Raw genomic sequence first — 20,044 nt, 5'->3', positions numbered from 1 at the left:
AAGCCGTCTTCGGGCGGCGTGTCTCGTGACTGAAGGAGAAGACGATGAGACTGCTCGCCTTGGGCGCACTCTCTGCGCTGACCCTGGGAGCTTGCTTGAGCGTCGGTTCGGTGACTGCACAGGCCGGCGATTACGGCTATGGCGGCTACGATGAGCCCGCGACCGTGGTCACTCGGCGCACGGTTGTCGAGCGCCAGGTCGTTCGCCCGCAACGGTTCGTGCGTGAGGAGATCATCGAGCGACCGCCGGTCTATGCGCCGCGCCGCGTCGTCCGCGAGGTGATCGAGGAAAGGCCGGCCGTCTATCGGCCGCGTCCGGTGGTTCGGGAGGTCATCGTGGACCGGGAGCGCGTCTACGACCATCGCCCTTATGGTCCTCGTCCGGTCGGGTTTCGGCACCCTGGGCCCGATTTCGAGCCTTACGATTGACGGTAGCCGACAGGGTGTAAGCCCGTGGGACAGTGCGAGGGGCCTGTGAGGCCCCTCGTCACGCTCAGACCGGGCCTCGCTGAGGCTGACATTATCGAGGCTGACTTGCCGAGACCTTGCCGCTTCAGGCCTTCCCACTTCAAGCCTTCCCACTTCAAGCTTTGCCGCCCTCGCCTTCCCTGACCGCCGCATCATATCCGGCGATCCATTCCGCATGCGCCTCGGTGCCCTCGGCATAGGGGCAATCCTCGCGCCTCAATCCCTTGCCGGGGGCGTAGTAGCCGAGGGCGCGGTGGTCGAGGTTGTCGTCGGGCGGCTGTGTCATTGCCGCAAGGTAGGGCGCCATGAGCCCGGTCCAAGAGGGCGAAGCCCGATGAAGGGCTGCGGCGGAAAGCTTGAGCGCAACAATCGCTGTATCAGGCTATTTGATCCGGGACCCCAAATATCGTGCGATGATTGATATTTGCTATAAACCTTCTATAATTGACGCGATGTCGCCATTTATTCTTGGAACATTGCTTGATCAGCATGGTTTTTGGCTGAGCACCGAAAGCTAAGCTACATCGGCGAGGTGCGCCCTCAAGCACTCGGAGCACTGCAATGCATCGTCGCGCCTTCGTACTTGGCATGCTCACGGCCACCGCTTCCCTTGCCGTCACCCGCACCGCGGCGGCCCAGCCTGTTCCCGGTGGTGGCATGCCCACGCCGGTCTACCTCAACATGGCGACCAAGGGCGGCTTGTTTCTCGAGAACACGGCGCGTGATGCGTTCGACAAGACGACCAACCCTCGGCTGAAGAAGTTCTCCCGCGCGGAAGTGGTCGAGCAGGTAAGCCTGTCCCGCAAATTGGCTCCCTATTCGGAGGGGTTGGCCTCCGCGGCGGCAGGCGGTCCTCCCGGCCCCGGAGGTCTCATCGGGGGCCTCGTCGCGGCGCCTCTGGCTGTCGCGGGTGGGGTGGCCGGCGCCGCTGTCGGTGTCGCCGGCGGTGCGCTGGGGGCCCCTCCGCCCAGCGGCATGACCACGGACGAGCAGAAGGCTCAGCTTCTCTCGCAGCTTGCCGCGACCCAGCCGGGCCTGCAATATGATGCGGCCTTCGTGAGCGCCTCGTTGCAAGGCCACCAGGAAGCCTATGCCATTCATGGCTCCTACGCCGAGAGCGGCGAAGATCCCCAGCTCCGCCGCATTGCCCAGGGCGCCATCCCGCTCATCCGGCTTCACATTTCCCAGCTGACCAAGATGCAGGCGATGATGGGCGGCCAACGCGGCTGACCGTCCCGGCGTTGCGGCGCGTGAAGGGCTCGGCGGGGTTCCACCGGGCCCTCTCCGTTTCAGGAACGGCGGCGCCCTCGTCTGACCCACGCAACGAGCGCGGCGACGCCGACAAGGGCCGCGCCGGCGAGGACGGCCCGGGGCCATGGAGCGACGGAAGATGGGCCGCTCGGCCGGGACAGAAGTCGCCCGCCGCCGCTGTCGTGTCCCAGAAGCCATGAGAGCGAGCGGCGCAGTTTCGCGGCCGCGTCACGGTCGAACCATTCGCCGTGCGTGAAGATCACTCTCTCCGGCTCGAATCCCACCAGACGTTCGGCCGCTCGCGCGACCTCGCTACGGTTCGCGCGCAGAAGAAGCCTGAGATAGAGCGGCGCCTTTCCGTCGGGGGAGACGATCCCGAGCATGCGGGCCAGGGACCGCGGCACGGCGGACAGATCATCCGCCCGCAGGTTGATGATGAGGTCGGTGAGGAGAAGCGTGCCGCTCGGTCGGTGAAAGAGGCAGACCTCTTTGAACACGGGGCCGGCGACCAGCACCTGGTCGATCTCGTCGGCCCAGAGGCGGGGCGGTCTGTTCCCGAGCTCGGCGTCGATCCGGACACCGGAGCGGCGAACCTGGCCACGATCCTCGAGTCCCGGGACCGCCCAGGTGATCGCGTTCGTGCAGGCCGCCTGCCAATCCCGGAGGAACATCCAATGGCCGACGCTCGGGGCCACGAGATGACCGATGCGGCCGAGTTCCTCCAAGCCGCGCTGTAGGCCTGGATTGTACGGGATGGGCGAGTGCAGGAGCAGTTCGCCGCCCGCCAACCGTAGAACCGTCATGCGGATCGGCAACGGTATCCCGCCCGCATGGATGGGGGCCGCGTCCACGATCCAGACGCCGTCAGCAACCTGTTTCAGGGTATTCAGAGGTGGATAGCCGGTTTCGTACGCCACGCCATGGATCTCCGGGTTCGCTGTCCATCAGAGGGTGAAACGTAGGAACCGGGCGCGAGGGTCCCATCTTGGGCGTTACTCGACGCTCGAAGGCTCTGTCTTAGAACCTGCGGCACGAGATGCCTTCTGTAGCGTCGGGCGTACCGGCTATAGCCGGTGGCCGGGGAAGCGGGCTACTAAGTCGCACACGAAAAGCCCCCGAAACCCGGCGGGCGCCGGGGCTTTTCCGCGCATTGATGCGTTGGCCGCTGCCGAACAAGGAGACCCTCATGGCAGCGAATGACAAGGCCACGACCTACACCCTGAAACAGGCCCTCGCGGCGAAGGTTGGCGACCACGTCGAGATCGCAGTGGAAGCCGAGGACGGGACCAAGTTCAAGATCGTGGCGACCGCCGAGCAGCTGGACGCGCTGACCGGCGATCTGGAAAGCATCCTTGATGAGGACGACGCAAAGGTCGAGGCCGCGGAGTAACCGCCGATCCGGCATGGCGATCATTGATTATTAACTATATTGCCCCCATCTAGGGGACATACCGATCGCGACCTCGTCGCTTCATCGGAGACGGCCACGATGCCGGGACAGGGTGACGCCGGATGTACGCGCACTTTGGCCCGGCCTTCGTGGCCGTTGGCTTTGACAGGAGCCGGGAACTCTTCGCTGAGCTTCCAACGCGACGTCTCTTCTGTCCGACATCATGTCATCCACGGGCGGGAAAGCATGCGCCGCCGCACGGTCGAACCGGGCCGTGAGCGAGGTGGAGTGACGGGCGGCCCATCCGCCCGCCTCGGGCTTTCCCATCGCTAATGTCTTCTCCTCGCGCATCTCTTCGAGGCTGTTCGCGATGATGTGTTTCGTGAGATGTCGAATGAATGCAAAAGCTGCCGGCATCGTGTTGCCCGCGATCCACCCCCGTTCTAATCCATCGCTTTGAGAAGGATCGCGACTTGGATCGATCGACGGATGTTTCCGACGTCATACACGCCGAGCCGAACGATAGCGTCGAGACTGGGCCGGACGCTGTCCTGGAACCGTTGGCGGACTTCCCCCACATCGATCTCCGCACCGGGGTAGAGCCCTGGGAGAAGCGCCGGGCCGCCGGCAAGACCTTGCGGGGGAAAGTGCCTCACGCGGTCCATGCCTCTCTCGACATCGGCTCCGACCGTCCCGATCCGGTCTCGCTGATCGAGGGCGCTCATGATGGCAGGCAGGCCCATCTGATCCCGCTCAGGGTCGCCCGCATGGCGAGCTCCCCGTTCGCCTTCCTGCGCGGCGCGGCGCATGTGATGGCCTGGGACCTGGCGCAAGGACCCCACGGGACGATCGACGTCGTGATGAACGGCGACGCCCACATCTCGAATTTCGGCTTGTTCGGGACACCGCAGGGCGAAGTGGTGTTCGATCTCAACGATTTCGACGAGGTGACGATCGGGCCCTGGGAATGGGACCTGAAACGGCTCTGCGCCAGCATCGAGGTGGCGGCGCGCGACGATGGCGTACGGGCCGTGGAGCGGCGGGCGGCCGTGCTCGCGGCCGTTGCCGGGTATCAGCACACCATGGACGATCTGGCGCCCCGTGGTTCCCTCGATGTGTGGCAGCGGGCGGCGCGGGCCGACCAGCTCGAATTTTCCGGTATCGAGATCGACGCGCAATCCCAGACGGTGGTGCGCAAGGCCGTCGAGAAGGCGCGCCGCAAGAACAACAAGAGCCTGCTCGACCGGGTCGGCGAGCGGCGCACGGATGGCAGCTGGCGCTTCAGCGAGGAGCCGCCGATCCTCATGCGCGTCGACGAGGAGACGCGCCAGAACGTGACCTCGGGCCTCGAACGCTACGCCGAGACCTTGCCGCGCGAGCGCCGCTTCATGCTCAACCGCTATCACGTCGTCGATGTGGCCCATCGGGTGGTCGGGGTCGGGAGTGTCGGAACCCGCGCCTATGTCGCCCTGCTCTGCGGCAATTCCGATCAGGACGCGCTCTTCCTTCAGGTCAAGGAGGCCGTTCGCCCGGCTCATGCGCCTTATCTGACCGGCATGCCCGAACCCTATGCGAGCCACGAGGGCGAGCGCGTCATCTACGGGCAGAAGCTCCTGCAGGCGGTGGGAGACCCCCTGCTCGGTTGGACGTCGATCGACGACCGGCCGTTCTATGTCCGCCAGATGAAAAACATGAAGGGGGAGATTCCCATCGCCAGGATGGCAGGGCAGCCCTTGCTGTACTTCTCCCACGCCTACGGCGCCCTCCTCGCTCGGGCGCATGCCCGTACGGGTGATGCGGCCGCCATCGCCGGCTATTGCGGTCATGATGGCCGCGCGGATCTGCGCGAGGCCTTCGCGGACTGGGCGCACGCCTACGGAGATCAGAACGAGGCGGATTACCGGGCGTTCCTGTCCGCGATTGCTGATGGCAGGCTCGAGGCTGCGCCGGATTCCTGCCTCTGATCGGGGAGGCGGGAGGGATGGGCGCCTCGGCCCATTGCCCTATCTCGCCATGGTCGCCGAGCAGGGAACCGACCATGAGCACCGAACGCGCCGAGGGCTATCACGAGGCATTGTCGAGCGTCAGAACCACGATCCAGCGACGCGTGAAGGCCGCCGACATATCGCATGAGGGGAAGCTGGAACTCCTCGACCTCCTGTCGATGCTGGACGATATGCTGAATTCGGGCAAGCGGGACGAGGATGCCGACCGGTCCCCACCCGTGCCCCTGAGCGGCAGCTTCTGACCACCCGTCGTCACCGCGGGGAGGTTTGATAGCGAACGCGGTCCGATCCTCCGGACGGTGCCGAGCAGGCATCGTCGGAGACGGCATCGATTCCCTGCTAAGGGTGCCCGTCCCTCTTCTCGGGGAGCGAAAGGGGGACGGCGTCCCCCTGCAGGGTCCGGCTGGTGAGGGGCATCGCCATGCGGTAGCGCAAGCCGTCGGGCGTGAAGGTGAAGCTCGCCTCGGCCTTCAGGTTGTGCGCCAGCATCTCGCCCAGAACCACCGTGCCAAAGCCCTTGCGGCGGGGCTCGCGCTCGTCCAGCGGCACGCCACGCTCCACCCAGTCGAACACGAGGTAGGGGCCGCCATCCCGCTCCTCGATTTTCCGCTCCTCGACCCGCCATGTCACGGCCAGGCCGCCCCCCGGCGTGGACAGGGCCCCGAACTTGAGGGCGTTCGTCGAAAGCTCATGCAGCGCGAGCGCGAGTGGTTCGGCCGCGCGCAGATGCAGCCGCAGGTCCGGTCCGTCGACCTGCGTGCGTCCATCCTGGTAGGCGAGCGCGCTGGTGAGTTCGTCAGTGACGAGGCGGTCGAGATCGACCCCGGCCAAGGGGTTCTGGATGATGACGTTCTGCACCCGGGCCATGGCGGCCAACCGCCCGTCGAGATGCGCGGTGTAATCCTCCAGGCTCTCGCTGAATTCGGCCGAACGCCGCGCGATCATGCGCATCGTCGCCAGCGTGTTGCGCACTCGGTGCTGCAATTCGGCCAGCAGCACCACCTGCTCTTCTGTGTCCGTCGGGTTGGATCCCATCGTCATCGCAGCTCCACGGCATGCTTGAGGCAGAACCGGTTCAGGATCACATCGATCCGTTGGCATCGAAATGATGGCCTTCGTGGTCGAGGTGAAGATAACTCGGATTGAACAAGGATGCCCTCTGTAGGGCAAGAAAGTCGGGAATGGTCAGGCGCCCACCCTTCAGCACGATCAGGCCGGTGCGTCGCAATTCCTGCAGCGTGCGGTTGATGTGCACGTTCGAGAGCCCGAGCGCATCCGCCAGTTCCACCTGCGTCAGCGGCAGGTCACAGGTGGTGCCCTCCGTCAGGCCGACGCTCTGCAAGCGCAGGAAGAGTTCGCAGAGGAGATGACCGACGCGCTCGAAGGCCGTGCGCTGGCCGAGATTGACCGTCCATTCGCGCTGGACCGCGACCGTCACCAGGGTGTCCCACCAGAGTGCCTTGGTGAGCCGCACATTGTCGTTGGCGATCTGCTCCAGCGCGGCGCGCGAGATCTCCGCCAGTTTGACGGGGGTGAGGGCAACGATGGAATGGTCCATCTCGCGCAGGAGATAGACGTGGCTGTCGCAGAGATCGCCGGGCACGAAGAAGGAGATGATCTGACGCCGGCCATCGTCGAGCTGCTTGTAGCGACAGGCCCACCCTTCCAAGATCAGGTTGACGTGATGAGGATCGTCACCTTCGCTGATGATATCGGAGTGTTTTGCAAAAATCCGCTGCTTGCTGGCCGCGATCTCCAAGGCCTGCCGGTCGTCATGCGAGAGCTTGGTGAAGTGCTCAAGCTTGCGAAGGAGATGTTGCGGCATGCTTTCCTCGTCGTGCGCAGAGCACGAATAGAGAATTGCCCACACACAATAATTTACTTGTGTTAAGTTTTCGGGGAGCTTCTCATTGCCCCCCCTGGAAATGAAAGCAAGACCTTGCACGGGTGCCGCCGTCAAGCCTTGAGGAGCGTCTCGATCGCGGCAAGCACCGTTTCGGGCTCGACCGGCTTTTCCAGGCGGAGAACATGGGCGTAGGCGTCCGGGATGACGCCCTGGTCGTAGCCCGTCGTGAAGACGAACGGCACGGATCGGGCGATCAGAACGTCCGCGAGCGGGTAGACGCACTCGCCCCCGAGATTCACGTCCAGACTTGCTGCATCCGGCTTCGTACGTGCCTCCAGGATCTGGAGGCCGCTCCGCACGGAGGCGACCGGGCCCAGCATTTCGGCTCCGGCATCCTGCAATTCGCGCCGCAACTCGTCCGCCAGGAAATACTCATCCTCCGCGACGAGGATGCGTCGGCCTTGGAATATGCTGTGCGGCATCGGTGTCCTTCTGGCGGATCGTGCGTTCCGATACGGGAAGTGCAATGGTGCAGTGAATGCCGTCGGCTTCCATCACGTAGGTTGTTCTGGCCCCGAGTTGGTAGGGCAATGCCCGTTCGATCAGTTCGCGGCCGGAGCCGCCTCCCTGCGGCTGATCATCCCGCGATGGCATCCGCACGCCGTGCTCACGCCAGTCCACATGCAGCCATGGGCCATCTTCCGGTCTGGGATACTCCACGTGCCAGCGAATTTCGAGGCGTGCCTGCCGCTGCGCGAGCGCCCCGTATTTCAGCGCATTCGTCGCCAGTTCGTGTAGGGCCAGGGCGAAGATCTGGACCGTCGAGGAGCGCAGCGCGATCGCCGCCGGCCCGATCATGCTGACGCGGGAGGCCCCGCCGTCGAGCGCGGCCACTTCGCTCCGGATCAACTCGTCGAAACTGACTCTCTCACCCTCGGCGAGGCGGGACAGTAATCCCTGCACACGGGCGAGGGCCGCCAGGCGCGGGCCGTAGCGCGCCCGGAAATCGGCGAGATCCGTGCTGTTGCGCAGGGTCTTGTCGACGGTGGCGCGCACCACGCCCATGAGATTGCGGGTGCGGTGCTGCAGCTCCGCCACGAGCACGCTCATATGCTCGGCCGTCTCCTTCTCCTCGGTGATGTCCCGGCCGACGCCGCCGATCCAGCACACGGCACCGGCCGCGTCGCGCATGGGAAAATCGGTGTCCCGCAGCCAGCGGATGCCGCCGTCACTGGGCCGCCTGACGCGATACTCGAAGGTGACGCTCTCGCCCGTCCGGACCCGTTGCAGGCTCTCGACCGCACGCTCGCGGTCTTCCGGCACGATCAGCTCGACCCAGCTGGTCATGTGGTCGCCGGCGACTGCCGTCGCACGGTCGAGACCGTAGATCGTCTCGAAGGCAGGCGTGAGATAGACCCACTGGAAGGTCGAGGCATCGCGCATCCAGAGCACGTTGGAAGAGGCTTCGCCGAATTGGCTGAGGCGCTCCTCGCTCTCGCGCAACGCCGTCTCGGCTTTCCTGCGCGCCGTCACATCGCTGGCCGTTCCCAGCCATTCCTTGATCTCGCCCCACTCCGTGAGCGTCGGCACGGCACGGGACAGGCTCCAGCCGAGCGACCCGTCGCTGCGGATCACCGCATGTTCCAGCTCGAAGATCGATCGCGTCGCGATTGCCCGGTCGATGGCGGCGCGGACCTCCGCCTGGTCGCCGGGGCGGATGTAGCGGTCGAGCCAGGTCTTGTTCGGCTGGTCCGTGGCGCTCCGGAAGGCGCGTCCCTCCAGCCGTTGCAGCTCCGACCAGTCCGGGCTCATCCGGTAGACGACGTCCGAACTGGCGGTGACGAAGGCACGGAAGCGCTCCTCGCTCTCCCGCAGGGCCGCCTCGGTGCGCTTGCGAGGTTGGATGTCCTTGAACAGGATGGCGACCCGCTGCTGTTCGGTGGTGCCGACGCGAAAGGCATAGACGTCGTACCAGCGCCCGATGGCGCTCGACCGGCGTTCGAACCGTTCCGCCACGCCGTTCAGGGCGATCCGGCCGAACGTCTCGAACCAGTTCGCCTCGAGCCCGGGGAGCAACTCCCGCATCGTCCGGCCGACGGCGTCGCCGAGCCCGGTCTGGTGACCGAATGCAGGATTGACGGAGAGGAACCGGTAATCGACCGGACGCTGCCGGTCGTCGAAGATCATCTCGACGATGCAGAAGCCCTCGTCGATGGAGTTGAACAGATGGCGGTACATCGCCTCGCTCTCCTCCAGTTTCGTTTGCGCGACCTCGTCTTGCAGACGCAGGATCTCCTCCTGAGCCGCCTTCCAGGCGGTGATCTCCTTGGCAGTGGTCGCGACGCCGTCGCCGAGTTTCACCACCGATTGGTAGAGCCAGCCGTCTCCTCGCTCGTGTGCGTAGCGGCGTTCGGCGACCGAGGACCGGCCTGTCTGCACGACCTGCCGAAAAGCCTCGAAGGTCCCTTCCTGAACCACGCCCGGACTGCGTTCGAGGAGGCTTTGTCCCCTCACCTCGCCGAGGTGCCGTTCCGACGTGTGGTTGTTCAACCGCCAGCGGAAATCGACAATCTCGCCCGAAGCGTCCCGGACAGCCTCGAAGACCTGGATCATGTCCATGGAACTGTCCAGCGTAGCCTGCAGCAGGTCACGGCTCAGCTTCAGCTCGGCCGTGTGTTCCTTCACCTCCCGTTCCAGTTCGGCACGATGCCACGCTTCGGTTTTGCGTAGTGCGTCATGGGCTTCCGTCAGGGCGCGGGTACGGTCCATGACCCGCTGCTCCAGTTCGCTCCTGCCGGCCCGTGCCTCATCGAGGGCGCCGGTCATGGCGTAAGCGGCGGAGGCGAAGTGCGTCAGCCGAGTGAGGAGCCTGAGATCCTCGCCGTCGAAGCCGCGATCGGGGTCATGCATGCCGGCCCAGAGCGTACCGACCGGCTCATCGCCGGCACGGAACGGCACCAGCAGGAGTTCCCGGATCAGCGGCTCGACACGGGCGGCCGGGAAGCGGGTATGGGGGCGGGAAAGCAGCAGGGGAATATTGCGGCTCACCACAAGTCCGCAGGGGCTCTCGTCGAAGGAGATCGAGCCGCCCATATGCGCGGCCCATGGTCCTGCGATTGCCGGCCAGTGGAAGCTTTTCGTCGGCTCTCCCGACCCGAGAATGCTGATGCCGGCCGACTCGGCCATGCCCATCTCGACGACGAGATCCGCCAGACGCTGCAGGACCGTGTCCGGCCGGACGGCCAGCGCCTGGGCCAGTTCGGCCAGCGCATGGGCTTCCGCCTCGTAGTCGGGAGGCCGTACGGGACGCCTCAGCAACGCGTCGGTGATCAGGACCTCTTCGAGGCCGGCCAACGCATCCGGTGACTCCGTGAGGGTCATCTCTCTTGGGTGCTCGTCGTTCGTTCGAGGTCGAAGCAGCCAGGAACACCGACAGCGTACTCAATTTCGCTCTCCAGCGCGAATGTCATCAATCTTTCCGCGATAGGGCGCGCTGAATCAATTTAAACTTGTGCCGAAAGCCGAATACGCATTGGTCCAATCTCCAAGGTGCCGCTTTCACTCGAGACGGACCGATCGACGTCGAGGGGACGAGCCGGCGGTGCGCGCCCTATCCGTCCGCGTCCGTCCGGGATGCCCGGTCGCCGAGGATGAGGTCGAGCTCCCGAAAGACCGCCGCATTGCTCACCGGTTTCTCCAGCCGCCGAGCGGATGCGTATCGGTTCGGGATCGTCGCCAGATCGTAGCCGGTGGTGAACAGGAACGGTACGTCGAGGGCACGGAGGGCATCGGCCACCGGGTAGACCTCGTCACCCCCGAGATTCACATCCAGGATGGCGGCGTCGGGCCGCGTTGGGCCTTGCAGGAGGCCGAGGGCGCCCTCGATGGTGGCGATGGGACCGAGCACCTCGGCGCCGGCATCGGACAAACCGCGCGACAGTTCGTCGGCTAGGAAGTACTCGTCCTCCACCACCAGGATACGCCGGCTGCAGAGCGTCCGCTTCGGCATCATGTCTACTCCATTCCCCCGTTGTGAAACGGATGGAACCATGATGCCGTCAACGTCATCTTCTTCCATCACGTAGATTGCTTATGCGTCGAACCAGTCGGGCGGGGGGCGATTACTCAGCCCACCGGCCGGATCATCCCGTTTATAACGATGCGCTCCTGCGTGGGAGCGGACCCTGCGGGCGGACGAAACACGTCATGCGTCTTGAAACCGGTTCGGTTCGATGGCTCGCCGGCAAAAGCCGGATCCTCGTCGCCGGTTGACCCGAGGGCTGAAAATCGCGAGGAACAAAGGCCGAACGCGTTGCCTGCCTGCTGCCCCGTGCACCGATGTGACAGCCCGATCCGATGTCGAGCCCTGCCGACACTGCCCCCGTCCGCAAGATCATCCATATCGACATGGATGCGTTCTACGCATCCGTCGAGCAGCGCGACGATCCGGCTCTACGAGGGCGGCCCCTGGCGGTCGGCGGGTCGCGCGAGCGCGGCGTGGTGGCGGCCGCCAGCTATGAGGCGCGAGCCTTCGGCGTGCGCTCGGCCATGCCCTCCGTCACGGCCCGGCGCCTGTGCCCCGACCTCGTCTTCGTCAAGCCGCGCTTCGAGGTCTATCGGGCGATCTCCGAAGAGATCCGCGCGGTCTTTGCCCAGCATACTGCGATCATCGAACCGGTGGCCCTCGACGAGGCCTATCTCGACGTCACCGAGAATCTGCAGGGGCTGGCCACCGCCACCGAAGTGGCGCGGGCGATCCGGGCCGAGATCCTCGCGCGGACCGGCCTCGTGGCCTCGGCCGGCGTCTCCTACAACAAGTTCCTCGCCAAGGTCGCCTCGGACTTCCGCAAACCCGACGCGCTGTTCGTGATCACGCCCGTGATGGGCCCTGGCTTCGTCGAGGATCTGGCCATCGGCCGGTTCCACGGCGTCGGCCCCGTCACCGAGGCGAAGATGAAGCGCCTCGGCATCCTCACCGGCCGCGACCTGAAGGCCCGCTCCCTGGAAGAGCTGCAGGCGGCCTTCGGCAGCTCGGCGGCCTATTATCATTCGGTGGCGCGCGGCATCGACGAGCGGCAGGTGCGTGCCCATCGGATTCGGAAGTCGGTGGGGGCGGAGACCACCTTCTCGGAGGACCTCACCGAGTTCGATTCCATGGAGGCGCGACTGGCGCCGCTCATCGACAAGGTCTGGGCGTCCTGCAGCGCCAAGGGCGTCGCCGGCCGCACCGTCACGCTGAAGGTGAAATTCTCGGATTTCGTCCAGATCACTCGGGCGCAGTCCTTCGAGGCCCCGGTCGCCGGCCGCGATACGATGATGCTCTCGGTGCTGGGACTGCTGCGCACGGTGTTCCCGCTCCGCCGCAGCGTTCGCCTGCTCGGCGTCTCCCTGTCGGGCCTGCAGCAGGGCGAGACGGAGGGACCGCGCCAGCTCGGGCTCGCGATCTGATCCCGGCAGCGGGCAACGGCGGATGACGATTGCCGCGCGACACCGGCGCACTATCTGAATTGTGCAGCTCATGGATCGATCGGGTCCGGACCAGGACGTGCGGATAAGAGGGAATGCATGAGCAGCCGGAATGACAAGGGACTCCTGCTCCTCCTCGGCGACGCCATCGGCGAAACCCAGATCCTCCTGTCCAAGCAACTCGCCCTGTTCCAGGCCGAGATCGGGTCGGCGGTCAATCAGGTGGCGCGTCCGCTTGCCCTCTTCCTGATGGCGGCACTCTTCGTCCTGATCGGATTGTTCGTGCTCCTGGTCGCCTTCGTCAAAGGGCTGGCGCTCCTGATCGGTTCGGAGGCGATCGCGTCGCTGATCGTCGGCGGTGCCTTCGCCGCCGTGACGCTCGGTCTCTTCGCCTTCGGGTATCGGTTGATGTCCCTCTCGAACCTGGAGCCGATGCGGACGCGGCGCCAACTCGCACGGGACCGGGACGCTCTGAGAGCCCGCTGACGCCGAGCCAGCAGCCGCCTTCCGGTCTCCTCGCCGATCGACCTCCGGGCTCAGGCGGAGATCGCCTGTTTGTCGACCACCCCGCCCCGCTCGTCGAAGCGGTAGGCCAGCATCTGGGCCGTGGCGAGATGCACGTCGGCCACCTCGGTGGCGCTGATCCCGTCGAGATGCATGATCAGCGCCCGCAGCGAATTGCCATGCGCCACGAGAAGAACCCGCCTGCCCTCCCGGATCCGGGATTCGATCTCGTCCCGGTAATACGGCAGCATCCGGTCGGCGGTCATCGCCAGGCTTTCGCCGCCCGGCGGTATCGCATCGAAGGATTTGCGCCAGGCACGGACTTGCTCGACCCCCCAGCGTTCCTGGGATTCGCGCTTGTTCAACCCGGCGAGCTCGCCGTAATCGCGCTCGTTCAGCGCGGCGCTCCGGTGGACGGTGAGTTCGGGTTGCCCGAGGCCCGCCAGGATGAGGGCCATCGTGCGCCGGGCCCGCGTCAACTCGCTGGTGAAGGCGAGATCGACGACGAATCCGAGCTCTTTCAGCCGGCGCCCGGCGCTCTGCGCCTCGCTGACGCCGCGTTCCGTCAGATCGGGATCTCGGATGCCGGAGAAGAGGTCACGCTCGTTGTCGTGGCTCTGCCCGTGGCGGACGATGACGAGAGTTCGGTCGGGAAGGAGCATTCGGGGAGGGGCGTCCGCAGGAGGTCGGGCGAAGTCGGGTTGTGCGAAGTCAGGCGGCGGGTCAACGCCTACGGCTGCCGCGCGGGCCGGTGACCACCGGGGTGTTGGCCCGGTTCTCGTCGAGGAGCTTGCGCCACCGGATCAGACGTTCGGGATCGAGCGTGCCCTCCGTGACGGCGGCCTGAACGGCGCAGCCCGGCTCGTGGGCATGGGTGCAGTCCCGGAAGCGGCAGGAGGGGGCCAGCTCGACGATCTCGGCGAACAGCGTATCGATGCCCTCCGCGGCGTCGCTCACATGCAGCGTGCGCATCCCCGGCGTATCGATGACCCAGCCGCCGCCCGCGATGGCATGGAGGGAACGCGACGTGGTGGTGTGGCGCCCCTTGGCGTCGTGTTCGCGGATCCCGCCGGTCTCCTGGGGGAGGTCCTGGTCCGGGCCGGCGAGCGTGTTGACCAGGGTCGATTTCCCCACCCCCGATGAGCCGACGACCGCTACGGTCAGACCTTCGCCGCACCAGGGGGCGAGGAGCGTCACGGCGTCCGGAAGGCGCGGATTGACCGTGACGACGGCGAGGTCGCGCTGCAGGCCGGCGGCCTGCCGCCGGTAGCTCTCGGCATCGGGCGCCATATCGGCCTTGGTGAGGACGATCACCGGGTTCGTCCCGCCCTGATTGGCGAGCGCCAGGTAGCGCTCCAGCCGGGCGATGTTGAAATCGGCGTTGCACGACGTGACGACGAAGAGGGTATCGACATTGGCCGCCGCCAGCTGCAGCGGGCCTCCGCCTTCGTTGCGCCGTTGCAGCACGCTCCTGCGTGACAGACGGCGCTGCATCGTCCCTGTCTCGGGCTCGACCAGAACCCAATCGCCCACGGCGAAATCGCCGGTCTGGGTATGGACCGGAAGCACGAGCCCCACCGGCCCCGTGAGGGATAGGGCGGTCAGCCGGGAGCGGTGGACCGTCGCGATCCGCATGGGCACGAGACCGGCCTCGGCCGGTTCACGTTGCTCCTCGAAGAAGTCGGACCATCCGAGACGGGAGGGCCGCAGGGGATGGGAGTTGCTGAGATCATCGGTCACCGGTCAGCCATGACAGGGCCTTGGCGGATTGACCAGCGCTTCGCCGTCCCCTGGCGCCCTCCCCTTGCTCCGTGGCGGCAAGGTGACCGATCATCGAGGCAACGGATTAGGAAGAATGGATTCCAGGGATGGGTCAGACGATGTCGAAGCTCGAGGAGAAGCGCGAGGAGATCGCGGCCCTGATCGCATCGGAACTCGGTCTCGGCGATCTGACCGGATTGAGCGAGGCCGACCGCGCGGCCGTCGATCGCCAGACCTCGGAGGTGATCGAGGGCTGCGCCCTCGACACGGATGAGCCGGCCGATTGCGAGGAGGCGGGCACGCAGCTTCAGCAGCGGCTGCGAGAGTACCGCGCCCTGCTGGAGTTGCGGACGGACGAGGCGGATGCCCGGCTGGCCGAAGAGGGCGAGGTGTTCGGCCGCGAAGATGATGCGTGAATCCGGCCCCGCCGGCCCCGGCGGAATCGGAAGACTGCCCTTCGCCTATGTCCTCGAGGGAAGTCCGTTCGCGACGGCCCCGCCCGACGTGTCGAGCTTGGCCCGACACCCGACCGCGTAGACATTGGGCGGCCGGCTGCCGACCTCACGCTGCCAGCGGCAGGTTTGCGTGAGCCTCACATAGACATCCAGAACCGAGGCGTGATCGCCGAATTGCTGGCGGAGGCGGGCGACCCGATAGATGCCCCGGCGCTCGCAGGGACCGCAGGCGATGACAAGGTGCGAGGCCCTCACGTCGCAGAGGCGCTCCATGTCAGGCCACCGAACCGGGAGATAAGCCCCGGATCCTGCTCTGCGCCGGTGCGACGTTGCCGGTAGCTGCCTCCCCGCCGGCCATGTTCGTCGCTTCGGACGTAGCTAGGGCCGCAAGCCGCAGCAAAGGATCGGCCAGCATGGTGGACACTCCGCGCATAAGAACATATAGAGAACATAGGGTTCAAGCGCGGAGGTCAAGATGCAGACGGCCGACCTGTGGATATCGGGAAATCTCTCTCTCGCCGGCCTGCCCTCGGGCATGGCGAAGCGTGCGAATGCCGGTTCGGCGGCACGCGTGCCGTCACCCCGCACGAGCGGAGACCGGGCCATGCATTTCGACGTGCTGGAGGAGCGGGTCGGGCGCTGGGGCTGGTCACTGCGTGACGCTTACGGCCAGGAGGTCGCCCATTCTCCGATGCCGTATCCGAGCCGTGTCCAGGCCTCGGCAGCGGCCTTGGCCTTTTCCCAGCTCGTGGCTTACGCCGGCAAGCAGATGCGCCGGCCCTGAGGCCGGACGGCGAGTGTCTGCCGGGTGTGGGTTCCCTCGCGCCTCGTGCGAGCGAATGACGGATCGACCCGTTCCCCTAACGGATACTGCCGCAGGGGAGCGAACCGATCCTGCCGGGGATCTCGAAGATCGTCCCGGATTGTAGTCCGGGACGACGTGTTACGAATTTATCAGTATATTGGCGGAGCCCACGATGGTCGCGGCCAGCATCACCGATGCAACGCCGACCATGATGTAGGAAAAGACTTTCAGCATCGATGCCAATGAACTGTCCTGACTGGGTTAGCAGCGGCTTCCGCCGGACGTCTGGCCGTATTGCATGACGTCGCGGGTCTGCTGGTTTGCGTTGCCCTCCGCAGCCGAACTCATCGGACAACCGAAGGACGCGGGGGCTCGACGATCGGCTCGGATCGCGTTGGTGGTCTCGACGTCGTAGGGAGCGAACGCCGTGTAACGCGAGGGACGCTCCATCGCCATCGTAGGCGAGATCGATGTCAGTCCCACGACGAGAGCAGTCGAGAGGGCGGCGATGTAAGACTTCATATGGGCAATGACTTTCTTTTCTTGTGAAGCCTCCGTATCCCGGCTGCTTCTTCTGTGTGAAGCCAATATGAATTAATAATTTCCTTTGTGGCGTGTCGGCACGCACGTGGTGCAGCGGATTAAAGATCCTGATCAAGCCTATGTCATCGATGTATATGGCATTCCGGCATCGAATTATTTGACGGGACAATCAAATACAAAAGTGTTGGTTATATAATCCCTGAATAGTTTGGGAATGAGTGTCGCAGGGCCTGCGATGGCGGAAGTGGCTGTGACCAGGGCCTGATTTCGAGAATGGCCGTTCCGGTCTCGCCCATGCGAGTGCCATTCGGACGAGTTGTGCCGACGGCGTGTGGGCGGCTCTCTTCCCCCTCACGCCATCGTCCGCATCGGTTCGCGCGCCGGATCATCCCCGGTCGATCATCGGCGAAGAGCATCGCCTCGCTCGTCGATGATCCTCTGCCGGCCTGTGTCAGGTCGAGGGTGCGATACGGTCGAGCGCCGCCATCGTGTTGTCGGACAGGTCGAGTTCCACCGCGGCCATGTTCTCGCGCAGGTGCTCGACCGACGACGTGCCGGGGATCAGCAGGATGTTGGGAGAGCGGCGCAGGAGCCAGGCCAGCGCGACCTGCATGGGCGTCGCGCCGAGCCCCTCGGCAATCTCGTTCAGGGCCGCCGACTGGATCGGGCTGAAGCCGCCGAGCGGGAAGAACGGGACATAGGCGGTGCCGGATGCGGCGAGATCGTCGATCAGTGCGTCATCGGCTCGATGGACCAGATTGTACTGGTTCTGGACGCAGACGATCGTCGCGAGGGATCGGCTCTCCGCCACCTGCCGCGCCGTTACGTTGCTCAGCCCAATCCGGCGGACGAGGCCCTGTCGCTGGAGATCGGCGAGGATGGAGAGCGGCGCCTCGATGGAGCCTTCGGCCGGTCCATGCACGTCGAGCATGATGCGCAGGTTGACCACGTCGAGGGCGTCGACGCCGAGGTTGCGCAGGTTGTCATGGACGGCGCTCGTGAGCTCCGCTGCGGAGAAAGCGGGATTCCAGGAGGCGTCCGCACCGCGCCTGGCTCCGATCTTGGTGACGATCATGAGGTCGTCCGGATAGGGGTGGAGCGCTTCGCGGATGATCTGGTTGGTGACGTGCGGTCCGTAGAAATCGCTGGTGTCGATGTGGTTGACGCCGCGCTCGACCGCTTCGCGCAGCACTGCGATGGCGGCGGCCCGGTCCTTCGGAGGACCGAAAACGCCCGGCCCCGCCAATTGCATCGCGCCGTAGCCCAGGCGCTTCACGGTGCGGTCCCCGAGGGCGTAGGTCCCAGCCTGTCCGATCTTGGTCATGCGACTCTCCTGTAGGATGACCAGGACTGTAATGCCTCATGGATTGCGTGATAATGCGCCCTTATCCGCACGGGATGTGCGAAAAGGCGAACAATGGCGACCGATCTCGGGGATTTGGCGGCATTCGTCGCCGTTGCGGAAGCCGGCGGGTTTCGCGACGGCGCACGGGCGAGCGGCGCGAGCGCATCCGGCTTGAGCGAGGCGGTCCGCCGGCTGGAGGCCAGGCTGGGCGTCCGGCTCCTCAACCGGACGACCCGCAGTGTCGCGCCGACCGAAGCGGGCGCACGCCTCCTCGAACGATTGATGCCGGCCTTGGGCGAGGTTGATGCCGCGCTGGACGTCGTCAACGGCTTTCGCGATCGTCCGGCCGGCACACTCAGGCTCAACGTGCCGGTCAGCGCGGCGCGGCTCGTGCTGCCGCGGATCGTGCCGCCTTTCCTCGAAGCCTATCCCGATATCAGGCTCGACATCGTGGCCGAGGACGGTTTCGTGGATGTGCTGGCCGCTGGATGTGACGCCGGGATCCGCTACGACGAGCGGCTCGAACAGGACATGATCGCGGTTCCGATCGGGCCGCGCCGGCAGCGCTTCGCCACGGCCGCCTCCCCGTCCTATCTCGATCGTCACGGGCGTCCCGCCCATCCGAGAGACTTGCTGAGCCACGCCTGCCTCGGCGGCCGTTTCGCGAGTGGCGCGACGACGGCGTGGGAATTCGAGCGTGAGGGCGAGGTCGTTCGCATCGACCCCAGCGGTCCCCTCATCGTCCGGGTCGGGGCCGCCACCGACCTCGCGGTGGATGCCGCCATTGCGGGGACCGGGATCATTACCCTGTTCGAGGATTGGCTACGCCCGCATCTCGAGAGCGGGGTTCTGGAGCCCGTGCTGGAGCCATGGTGGCAATCGTTCTCCGGCCCGTTCCTGTATTATCCGGGCCGGCGCTACCTTCCCGCGCCGCTGAGGGCCTTCGTCGACTTCATCGGCGCGCATCGCGATCCTCGCTGATCTCGCCGCGTGACCGAGCGCCTCGTCGTCTGCTCAGAGGCCGAAGTTTCGGCTCAGGACGATCATCAGTTCCGTCTGGCTCGCCGTATCCGTCTTGACGAAGATCTTCTTCAGATGGGTCCGGGTGGTATGGATCGATATGCCGAGCCTGTCCGCGCATTCGCCGGTGCTGTGGCCGGCCAGCAGGCTGTGGCAGAGCTCGGCCTCCCGTGGCGTTAGCCCGTACAACGTTTTCAGGATGTCACCGGCGAGTTCCCGGCTGTCATCGAGGTCCGTGATCGTCAGAATGGCGCGGCAGCCGTCGAAATACTCCAGCCCCGCCTTGCGCAGGGGCTGAACCCGGAGAGTGAGAGGCCGCTTGGCCTCCCGGCGGATGACGATCGGCGCGGAGGCGAGTGAGACAGCTTGCGGATTGGACCAGATGGCGCCGGTGATATGCGCGCGAAGCCGGGCCGTGGCCTGAGCATCGGAGGGAACGACGAGTTCCCCGAGCCGCACAGTCAGATCGGGTCCGAACAGGCGTTCCGCGCCGCTGCTCACCCGCAGAACCCGTCCCGTCCTGTCGAGGAGCACGCTAGGATTGCGGACCGTTTCCAGGGCGTCGGCGATGCCCGTGAGACGCGCCTCGCCGAGGCTGTGGGCCAGTTGGGCGGCCCGGTTGAGGGGGGCGATGAGGCGCCGCAAGGCGATCTGCTCATCCAAGGTGTAGGGCCCCTGTTGGATGGTCCGCTGCATCATCATCACCCAAGCATCATCGCCCGCCTGGACCATCAGTCCGGCGGACCATTGAAAGCCGTGGCTGCGCAAGTAGTCGGCGTAGAACGCTTCGGATCGCATGGCCTCCGGCGTCGCGTAGTCCTGATCGACGAACATGCCTGTCTTGAGAAGCTTGGGGACGCCTCTCACGCGGTAATCGTTCTTCGACCAGCCGTCGCGAAAATAGCCGTCGGCCACCGCTTCGAGACTGGCGCTCATCGGCAGGCCGGGTACGCGTCCCTTCAACGGGATGGCGACGACCCCTCTCGCGCCCGTGGAAGTCGCGATTTTGGCGACTGCTTTGTCCCAGTCATGAGACTGAAGCGCGGATGTGACGAGCGAGTTTTCGATGTCTTGCAAAGTCTCGTCGTCGAGGAACATCTTGATCCTTCAGCGGCGTCGAACGCTCCCGCGTAAAGCGATGCACTCTCGGCTGAAGAAAAATAACCCGGCTGAACTAAATTGAAA

The 20,044-nt window shown here is 65.6% G+C and carries 23 protein-coding genes; 10 read left to right on the top strand and 13 right to left on the bottom strand.

The annotated features are described in order from the left end of the window. The first annotated feature begins 44 nt into the window (after positions 1-44). Entirely contained in the window at positions 45-428 is a 384-nt protein-coding gene (locus ASF32_RS22845) for a hypothetical protein (RefSeq protein ID WP_056434164.1), read from the top strand. Positions 429-582: 154 nt separating this feature from the next. Here the strand turns inward: ASF32_RS22845 and ASF32_RS22840 are convergent, their stop codons facing one another. After that, entirely contained in the window at positions 583-774 is a 192-nt protein-coding gene (locus ASF32_RS22840) for an Rmf/CrpP family protein (RefSeq protein WP_244477943.1), read from the bottom strand. Between the two features lie 254 nt (positions 775-1,028). On the opposite strand from ASF32_RS22840, the gene ASF32_RS22835 reads away from it, so the two are divergent. Next, the gene (locus ASF32_RS22835; RefSeq protein ID WP_056434163.1) at positions 1,029-1,697 is read left to right on the top strand and encodes a DUF4142 domain-containing protein; all 669 of its coding nucleotides are present in this window, start codon (positions 1,029-1,031) and stop codon (positions 1,695-1,697) included. Between the two features lie 59 nt (positions 1,698-1,756). On the opposite strand, the gene ASF32_RS22830 is transcribed toward ASF32_RS22835, so the two are convergent. Continuing rightward, on the bottom strand, positions 1,757-2,635 hold the full coding sequence (locus ASF32_RS22830; protein ID WP_082470088.1) for a DUF4336 domain-containing protein: 879 nt from the start codon (positions 2,633-2,635) through the stop codon (positions 1,757-1,759). Positions 2,636-2,904: 269 nt separating this feature from the next. On the opposite strand from ASF32_RS22830, the gene ASF32_RS22825 reads away from it, so the two are divergent. The 3 genes from ASF32_RS22825 (at position 2,905) to ASF32_RS22815 (ending at position 5,356) form a co-directional block, all read left to right on the top strand. Then, positions 2,905-3,108 (top strand): hypothetical protein, encoded by a 204-nt coding sequence (locus ASF32_RS22825; protein WP_056434273.1) that lies wholly within the window; start codon positions 2,905-2,907, stop codon positions 3,106-3,108. A 503-nt stretch (positions 3,109-3,611) separates the two neighbouring features. Beyond that, a complete protein-coding gene (locus tag ASF32_RS22820) occupies positions 3,612-5,072 on the top strand; it encodes a DUF2252 domain-containing protein (RefSeq protein WP_056434271.1) in 1,461 nt (486 codons plus the stop codon). Between the two features lie 74 nt (positions 5,073-5,146). After that, entirely contained in the window at positions 5,147-5,356 is a 210-nt protein-coding gene (locus tag ASF32_RS22815) for a hypothetical protein (protein WP_056434160.1), read from the top strand. A 97-nt stretch (positions 5,357-5,453) separates the two neighbouring features. Here ASF32_RS22815 and ASF32_RS22810 read toward each other — a convergent pair whose 3' ends face one another. The 5 genes from ASF32_RS22810 to ASF32_RS22790 form a co-directional block, all read right to left on the bottom strand. Then, entirely contained in the window at positions 5,454-6,155 is a 702-nt protein-coding gene (locus ASF32_RS22810) for a sensor histidine kinase (protein ID WP_056434158.1), read from the bottom strand. A 40-nt stretch (positions 6,156-6,195) separates the two neighbouring features. After that, on the bottom strand, positions 6,196-6,939 hold the full coding sequence (locus tag ASF32_RS22805; protein WP_056434155.1) for a Crp/Fnr family transcriptional regulator: 744 nt from the start codon (positions 6,937-6,939) through the stop codon (positions 6,196-6,198). 131 nt (positions 6,940-7,070) lie between these two features. After that, positions 7,071-7,442 carry a response regulator gene (locus ASF32_RS22800; RefSeq protein WP_056434152.1) on the bottom strand — a complete coding sequence of 124 codons (372 nt, stop codon included), beginning with the start codon at positions 7,440-7,442 and terminating at the stop codon, positions 7,071-7,073. Further along, on the bottom strand, positions 7,393-10,341 hold the full coding sequence (locus tag ASF32_RS22795; protein ID WP_056434150.1) for a PAS domain S-box protein: 2,949 nt from the start codon (positions 10,339-10,341) through the stop codon (positions 7,393-7,395). Before ASF32_RS22795 ends, ASF32_RS22800 begins: the two co-directional genes overlap by 50 nt. Positions 10,342-10,570: 229 nt before the next feature. Then, entirely contained in the window at positions 10,571-10,972 is a 402-nt protein-coding gene (locus tag ASF32_RS22790) for a response regulator (RefSeq protein ID WP_348271432.1), read from the bottom strand. A gap of 344 nt (positions 10,973-11,316) precedes the next feature. On the opposite strand from ASF32_RS22790, the gene dinB reads away from it, so the two are divergent. Further along, positions 11,317-12,408 carry a DNA polymerase IV gene (gene dinB, locus ASF32_RS22785; protein ID WP_056434148.1) on the top strand — a complete coding sequence of 364 codons (1,092 nt, stop codon included), beginning with the start codon at positions 11,317-11,319 and terminating at the stop codon, positions 12,406-12,408. 117 nt (positions 12,409-12,525) lie between these two features. Then, positions 12,526-12,912, top strand: a complete 387-nt coding sequence (locus tag ASF32_RS22780; RefSeq protein ID WP_056434146.1) for a phage holin family protein — start codon at positions 12,526-12,528, stop codon at positions 12,910-12,912. A gap of 50 nt (positions 12,913-12,962) precedes the next feature. Here ASF32_RS22780 and ASF32_RS22775 read toward each other — a convergent pair whose 3' ends face one another. Then, a complete protein-coding gene (locus ASF32_RS22775) occupies positions 12,963-13,592 on the bottom strand; it encodes a 2,3-bisphosphoglycerate-dependent phosphoglycerate mutase (protein ID WP_056434144.1) in 630 nt (209 codons plus the stop codon). 61 nt (positions 13,593-13,653) lie between these two features. Next, positions 13,654-14,670, bottom strand: coding sequence for a ribosome small subunit-dependent GTPase A (gene rsgA / locus ASF32_RS22770; protein WP_056434142.1), 1,017 nt, complete (start codon positions 14,668-14,670; stop codon positions 13,654-13,656). Between the two features lie 140 nt (positions 14,671-14,810). Here rsgA and ASF32_RS22765 point away from each other — a divergent pair, with 140 nt between their 5' ends. After that, on the top strand, positions 14,811-15,107 hold the full coding sequence (locus ASF32_RS22765; RefSeq protein ID WP_244477941.1) for a hypothetical protein: 297 nt from the start codon (positions 14,811-14,813) through the stop codon (positions 15,105-15,107). 45 nt (positions 15,108-15,152) lie between these two features. On the opposite strand, the gene ASF32_RS22760 is transcribed toward ASF32_RS22765, so the two are convergent. Beyond that, the gene (locus tag ASF32_RS22760; protein ID WP_056434138.1) at positions 15,153-15,419 is read right to left on the bottom strand and encodes a hypothetical protein; all 267 of its coding nucleotides are present in this window, start codon (positions 15,417-15,419) and stop codon (positions 15,153-15,155) included. Positions 15,420-15,621: 202 nt separating this feature from the next. On the opposite strand from ASF32_RS22760, the gene ASF32_RS26730 reads away from it, so the two are divergent. After that, a complete protein-coding gene (locus tag ASF32_RS26730) occupies positions 15,622-15,930 on the top strand; it encodes a hypothetical protein (protein ID WP_244477940.1) in 309 nt (102 codons plus the stop codon). Between the two features lie 282 nt (positions 15,931-16,212). On the opposite strand, the gene ASF32_RS22750 is transcribed toward ASF32_RS26730, so the two are convergent. Together ASF32_RS22750 and ASF32_RS22745 are read right to left on the bottom strand one after the other, a co-directional pair. Next, positions 16,213-16,473: a hypothetical protein gene (locus tag ASF32_RS22750; protein ID WP_056434137.1), complete on the bottom strand. Its 261-nt coding sequence runs from the start codon at positions 16,471-16,473 to the stop codon at positions 16,213-16,215. 472 nt (positions 16,474-16,945) lie between these two features. Continuing rightward, complete coding sequence (locus ASF32_RS22745) at positions 16,946-17,818, bottom strand: aldo/keto reductase family oxidoreductase (RefSeq protein WP_056434135.1); 873 nt, start codon at positions 17,816-17,818, stop codon at positions 16,946-16,948. Between the two features lie 93 nt (positions 17,819-17,911). Between ASF32_RS22745 and ASF32_RS22740 the strand changes: the two genes are divergently transcribed. Continuing rightward, positions 17,912-18,820, top strand: a complete 909-nt coding sequence (locus tag ASF32_RS22740; protein ID WP_056434133.1) for a LysR family transcriptional regulator — start codon at positions 17,912-17,914, stop codon at positions 18,818-18,820. A gap of 33 nt (positions 18,821-18,853) precedes the next feature. Here ASF32_RS22740 and ASF32_RS22735 read toward each other — a convergent pair whose 3' ends face one another. Then, on the bottom strand, positions 18,854-19,957 hold the full coding sequence (locus ASF32_RS22735) for a helix-turn-helix transcriptional regulator (RefSeq protein ID WP_056434131.1): 1,104 nt from the start codon (positions 19,955-19,957) through the stop codon (positions 18,854-18,856). Between the last annotated feature and the right edge of the window lie 87 nt (positions 19,958-20,044).

The sequence above is a fragment of the Methylobacterium sp. Leaf91 genome (genome assembly GCF_001422815.1).
In the GTDB taxonomy this organism is placed as follows: Bacteria; Pseudomonadota; Alphaproteobacteria; order Rhizobiales; family Beijerinckiaceae; genus Methylobacterium.
The sequence above is the reverse complement of the archived record's forward strand: the minus strand, read 5'-3'. Positions and strand labels throughout refer to the sequence as shown.

What these genes read in the sequence shown, in the direction of transcription:
- ASF32_RS22735 (WP_056434131.1), bottom strand. Translation starts at nt 19,957, where the DNA reads ATGTTCCTCGACGACGAGACTTTGCAAGACATCGAAAACTCGCTCGTC.
- ASF32_RS22775 (WP_056434144.1), bottom strand. Translation starts at nt 13,592, where the DNA reads ATGCTCCTTCCCGACCGAACTCTCGTCATCGTCCGCCACGGGCAGAGC.
- ASF32_RS22750 (WP_056434137.1), bottom strand. Translation starts at nt 16,473, where the DNA reads ATGAAGTCTTACATCGCCGCCCTCTCGACTGCTCTCGTCGTGGGACTG.
- ASF32_RS22800 (WP_056434152.1), bottom strand. Translation starts at nt 7,442, where the DNA reads ATGCCGCACAGCATATTCCAAGGCCGACGCATCCTCGTCGCGGAGGAT.
- ASF32_RS22760 (WP_056434138.1), bottom strand. Translation starts at nt 15,419, where the DNA reads ATGGAGCGCCTCTGCGACGTGAGGGCCTCGCACCTTGTCATCGCCTGC.
- ASF32_RS22845 (WP_056434164.1), top strand. Translation starts at nt 45, where the DNA reads ATGAGACTGCTCGCCTTGGGCGCACTCTCTGCGCTGACCCTGGGAGCT.
- ASF32_RS22805 (WP_056434155.1), bottom strand. Translation starts at nt 6,939, where the DNA reads ATGCCGCAACATCTCCTTCGCAAGCTTGAGCACTTCACCAAGCTCTCG.
- ASF32_RS26730 (WP_244477940.1), top strand. Translation starts at nt 15,622, where the DNA reads ATGCAGACGGCCGACCTGTGGATATCGGGAAATCTCTCTCTCGCCGGC.
- ASF32_RS22740 (WP_056434133.1), top strand. Translation starts at nt 17,912, where the DNA reads ATGGCGACCGATCTCGGGGATTTGGCGGCATTCGTCGCCGTTGCGGAA.
- ASF32_RS22790 (WP_348271432.1), bottom strand. Translation starts at nt 10,972, where the DNA reads ATGATGCCGAAGCGGACGCTCTGCAGCCGGCGTATCCTGGTGGTGGAG.
- ASF32_RS22835 (WP_056434163.1), top strand. Translation starts at nt 1,029, where the DNA reads ATGCATCGTCGCGCCTTCGTACTTGGCATGCTCACGGCCACCGCTTCC.
- ASF32_RS22825 (WP_056434273.1), top strand. Translation starts at nt 2,905, where the DNA reads ATGGCAGCGAATGACAAGGCCACGACCTACACCCTGAAACAGGCCCTC.
- ASF32_RS22840 (WP_244477943.1), bottom strand. Translation starts at nt 774, where the DNA reads ATGGCGCCCTACCTTGCGGCAATGACACAGCCGCCCGACGACAACCTC.
- ASF32_RS22780 (WP_056434146.1), top strand. Translation starts at nt 12,526, where the DNA reads ATGAGCAGCCGGAATGACAAGGGACTCCTGCTCCTCCTCGGCGACGCC.
- ASF32_RS22810 (WP_056434158.1), bottom strand. Translation starts at nt 6,155, where the DNA reads ATGACGATGGGATCCAACCCGACGGACACAGAAGAGCAGGTGGTGCTG.
- ASF32_RS22765 (WP_244477941.1), top strand. Translation starts at nt 14,811, where the DNA reads ATGTCGAAGCTCGAGGAGAAGCGCGAGGAGATCGCGGCCCTGATCGCA.
- ASF32_RS22795 (WP_056434150.1), bottom strand. Translation starts at nt 10,341, where the DNA reads ATGACCCTCACGGAGTCACCGGATGCGTTGGCCGGCCTCGAAGAGGTC.
- dinB (WP_056434148.1), top strand. Translation starts at nt 11,317, where the DNA reads ATGTCGAGCCCTGCCGACACTGCCCCCGTCCGCAAGATCATCCATATC.
- ASF32_RS22815 (WP_056434160.1), top strand. Translation starts at nt 5,147, where the DNA reads ATGAGCACCGAACGCGCCGAGGGCTATCACGAGGCATTGTCGAGCGTC.
- ASF32_RS22745 (WP_056434135.1), bottom strand. Translation starts at nt 17,818, where the DNA reads ATGACCAAGATCGGACAGGCTGGGACCTACGCCCTCGGGGACCGCACC.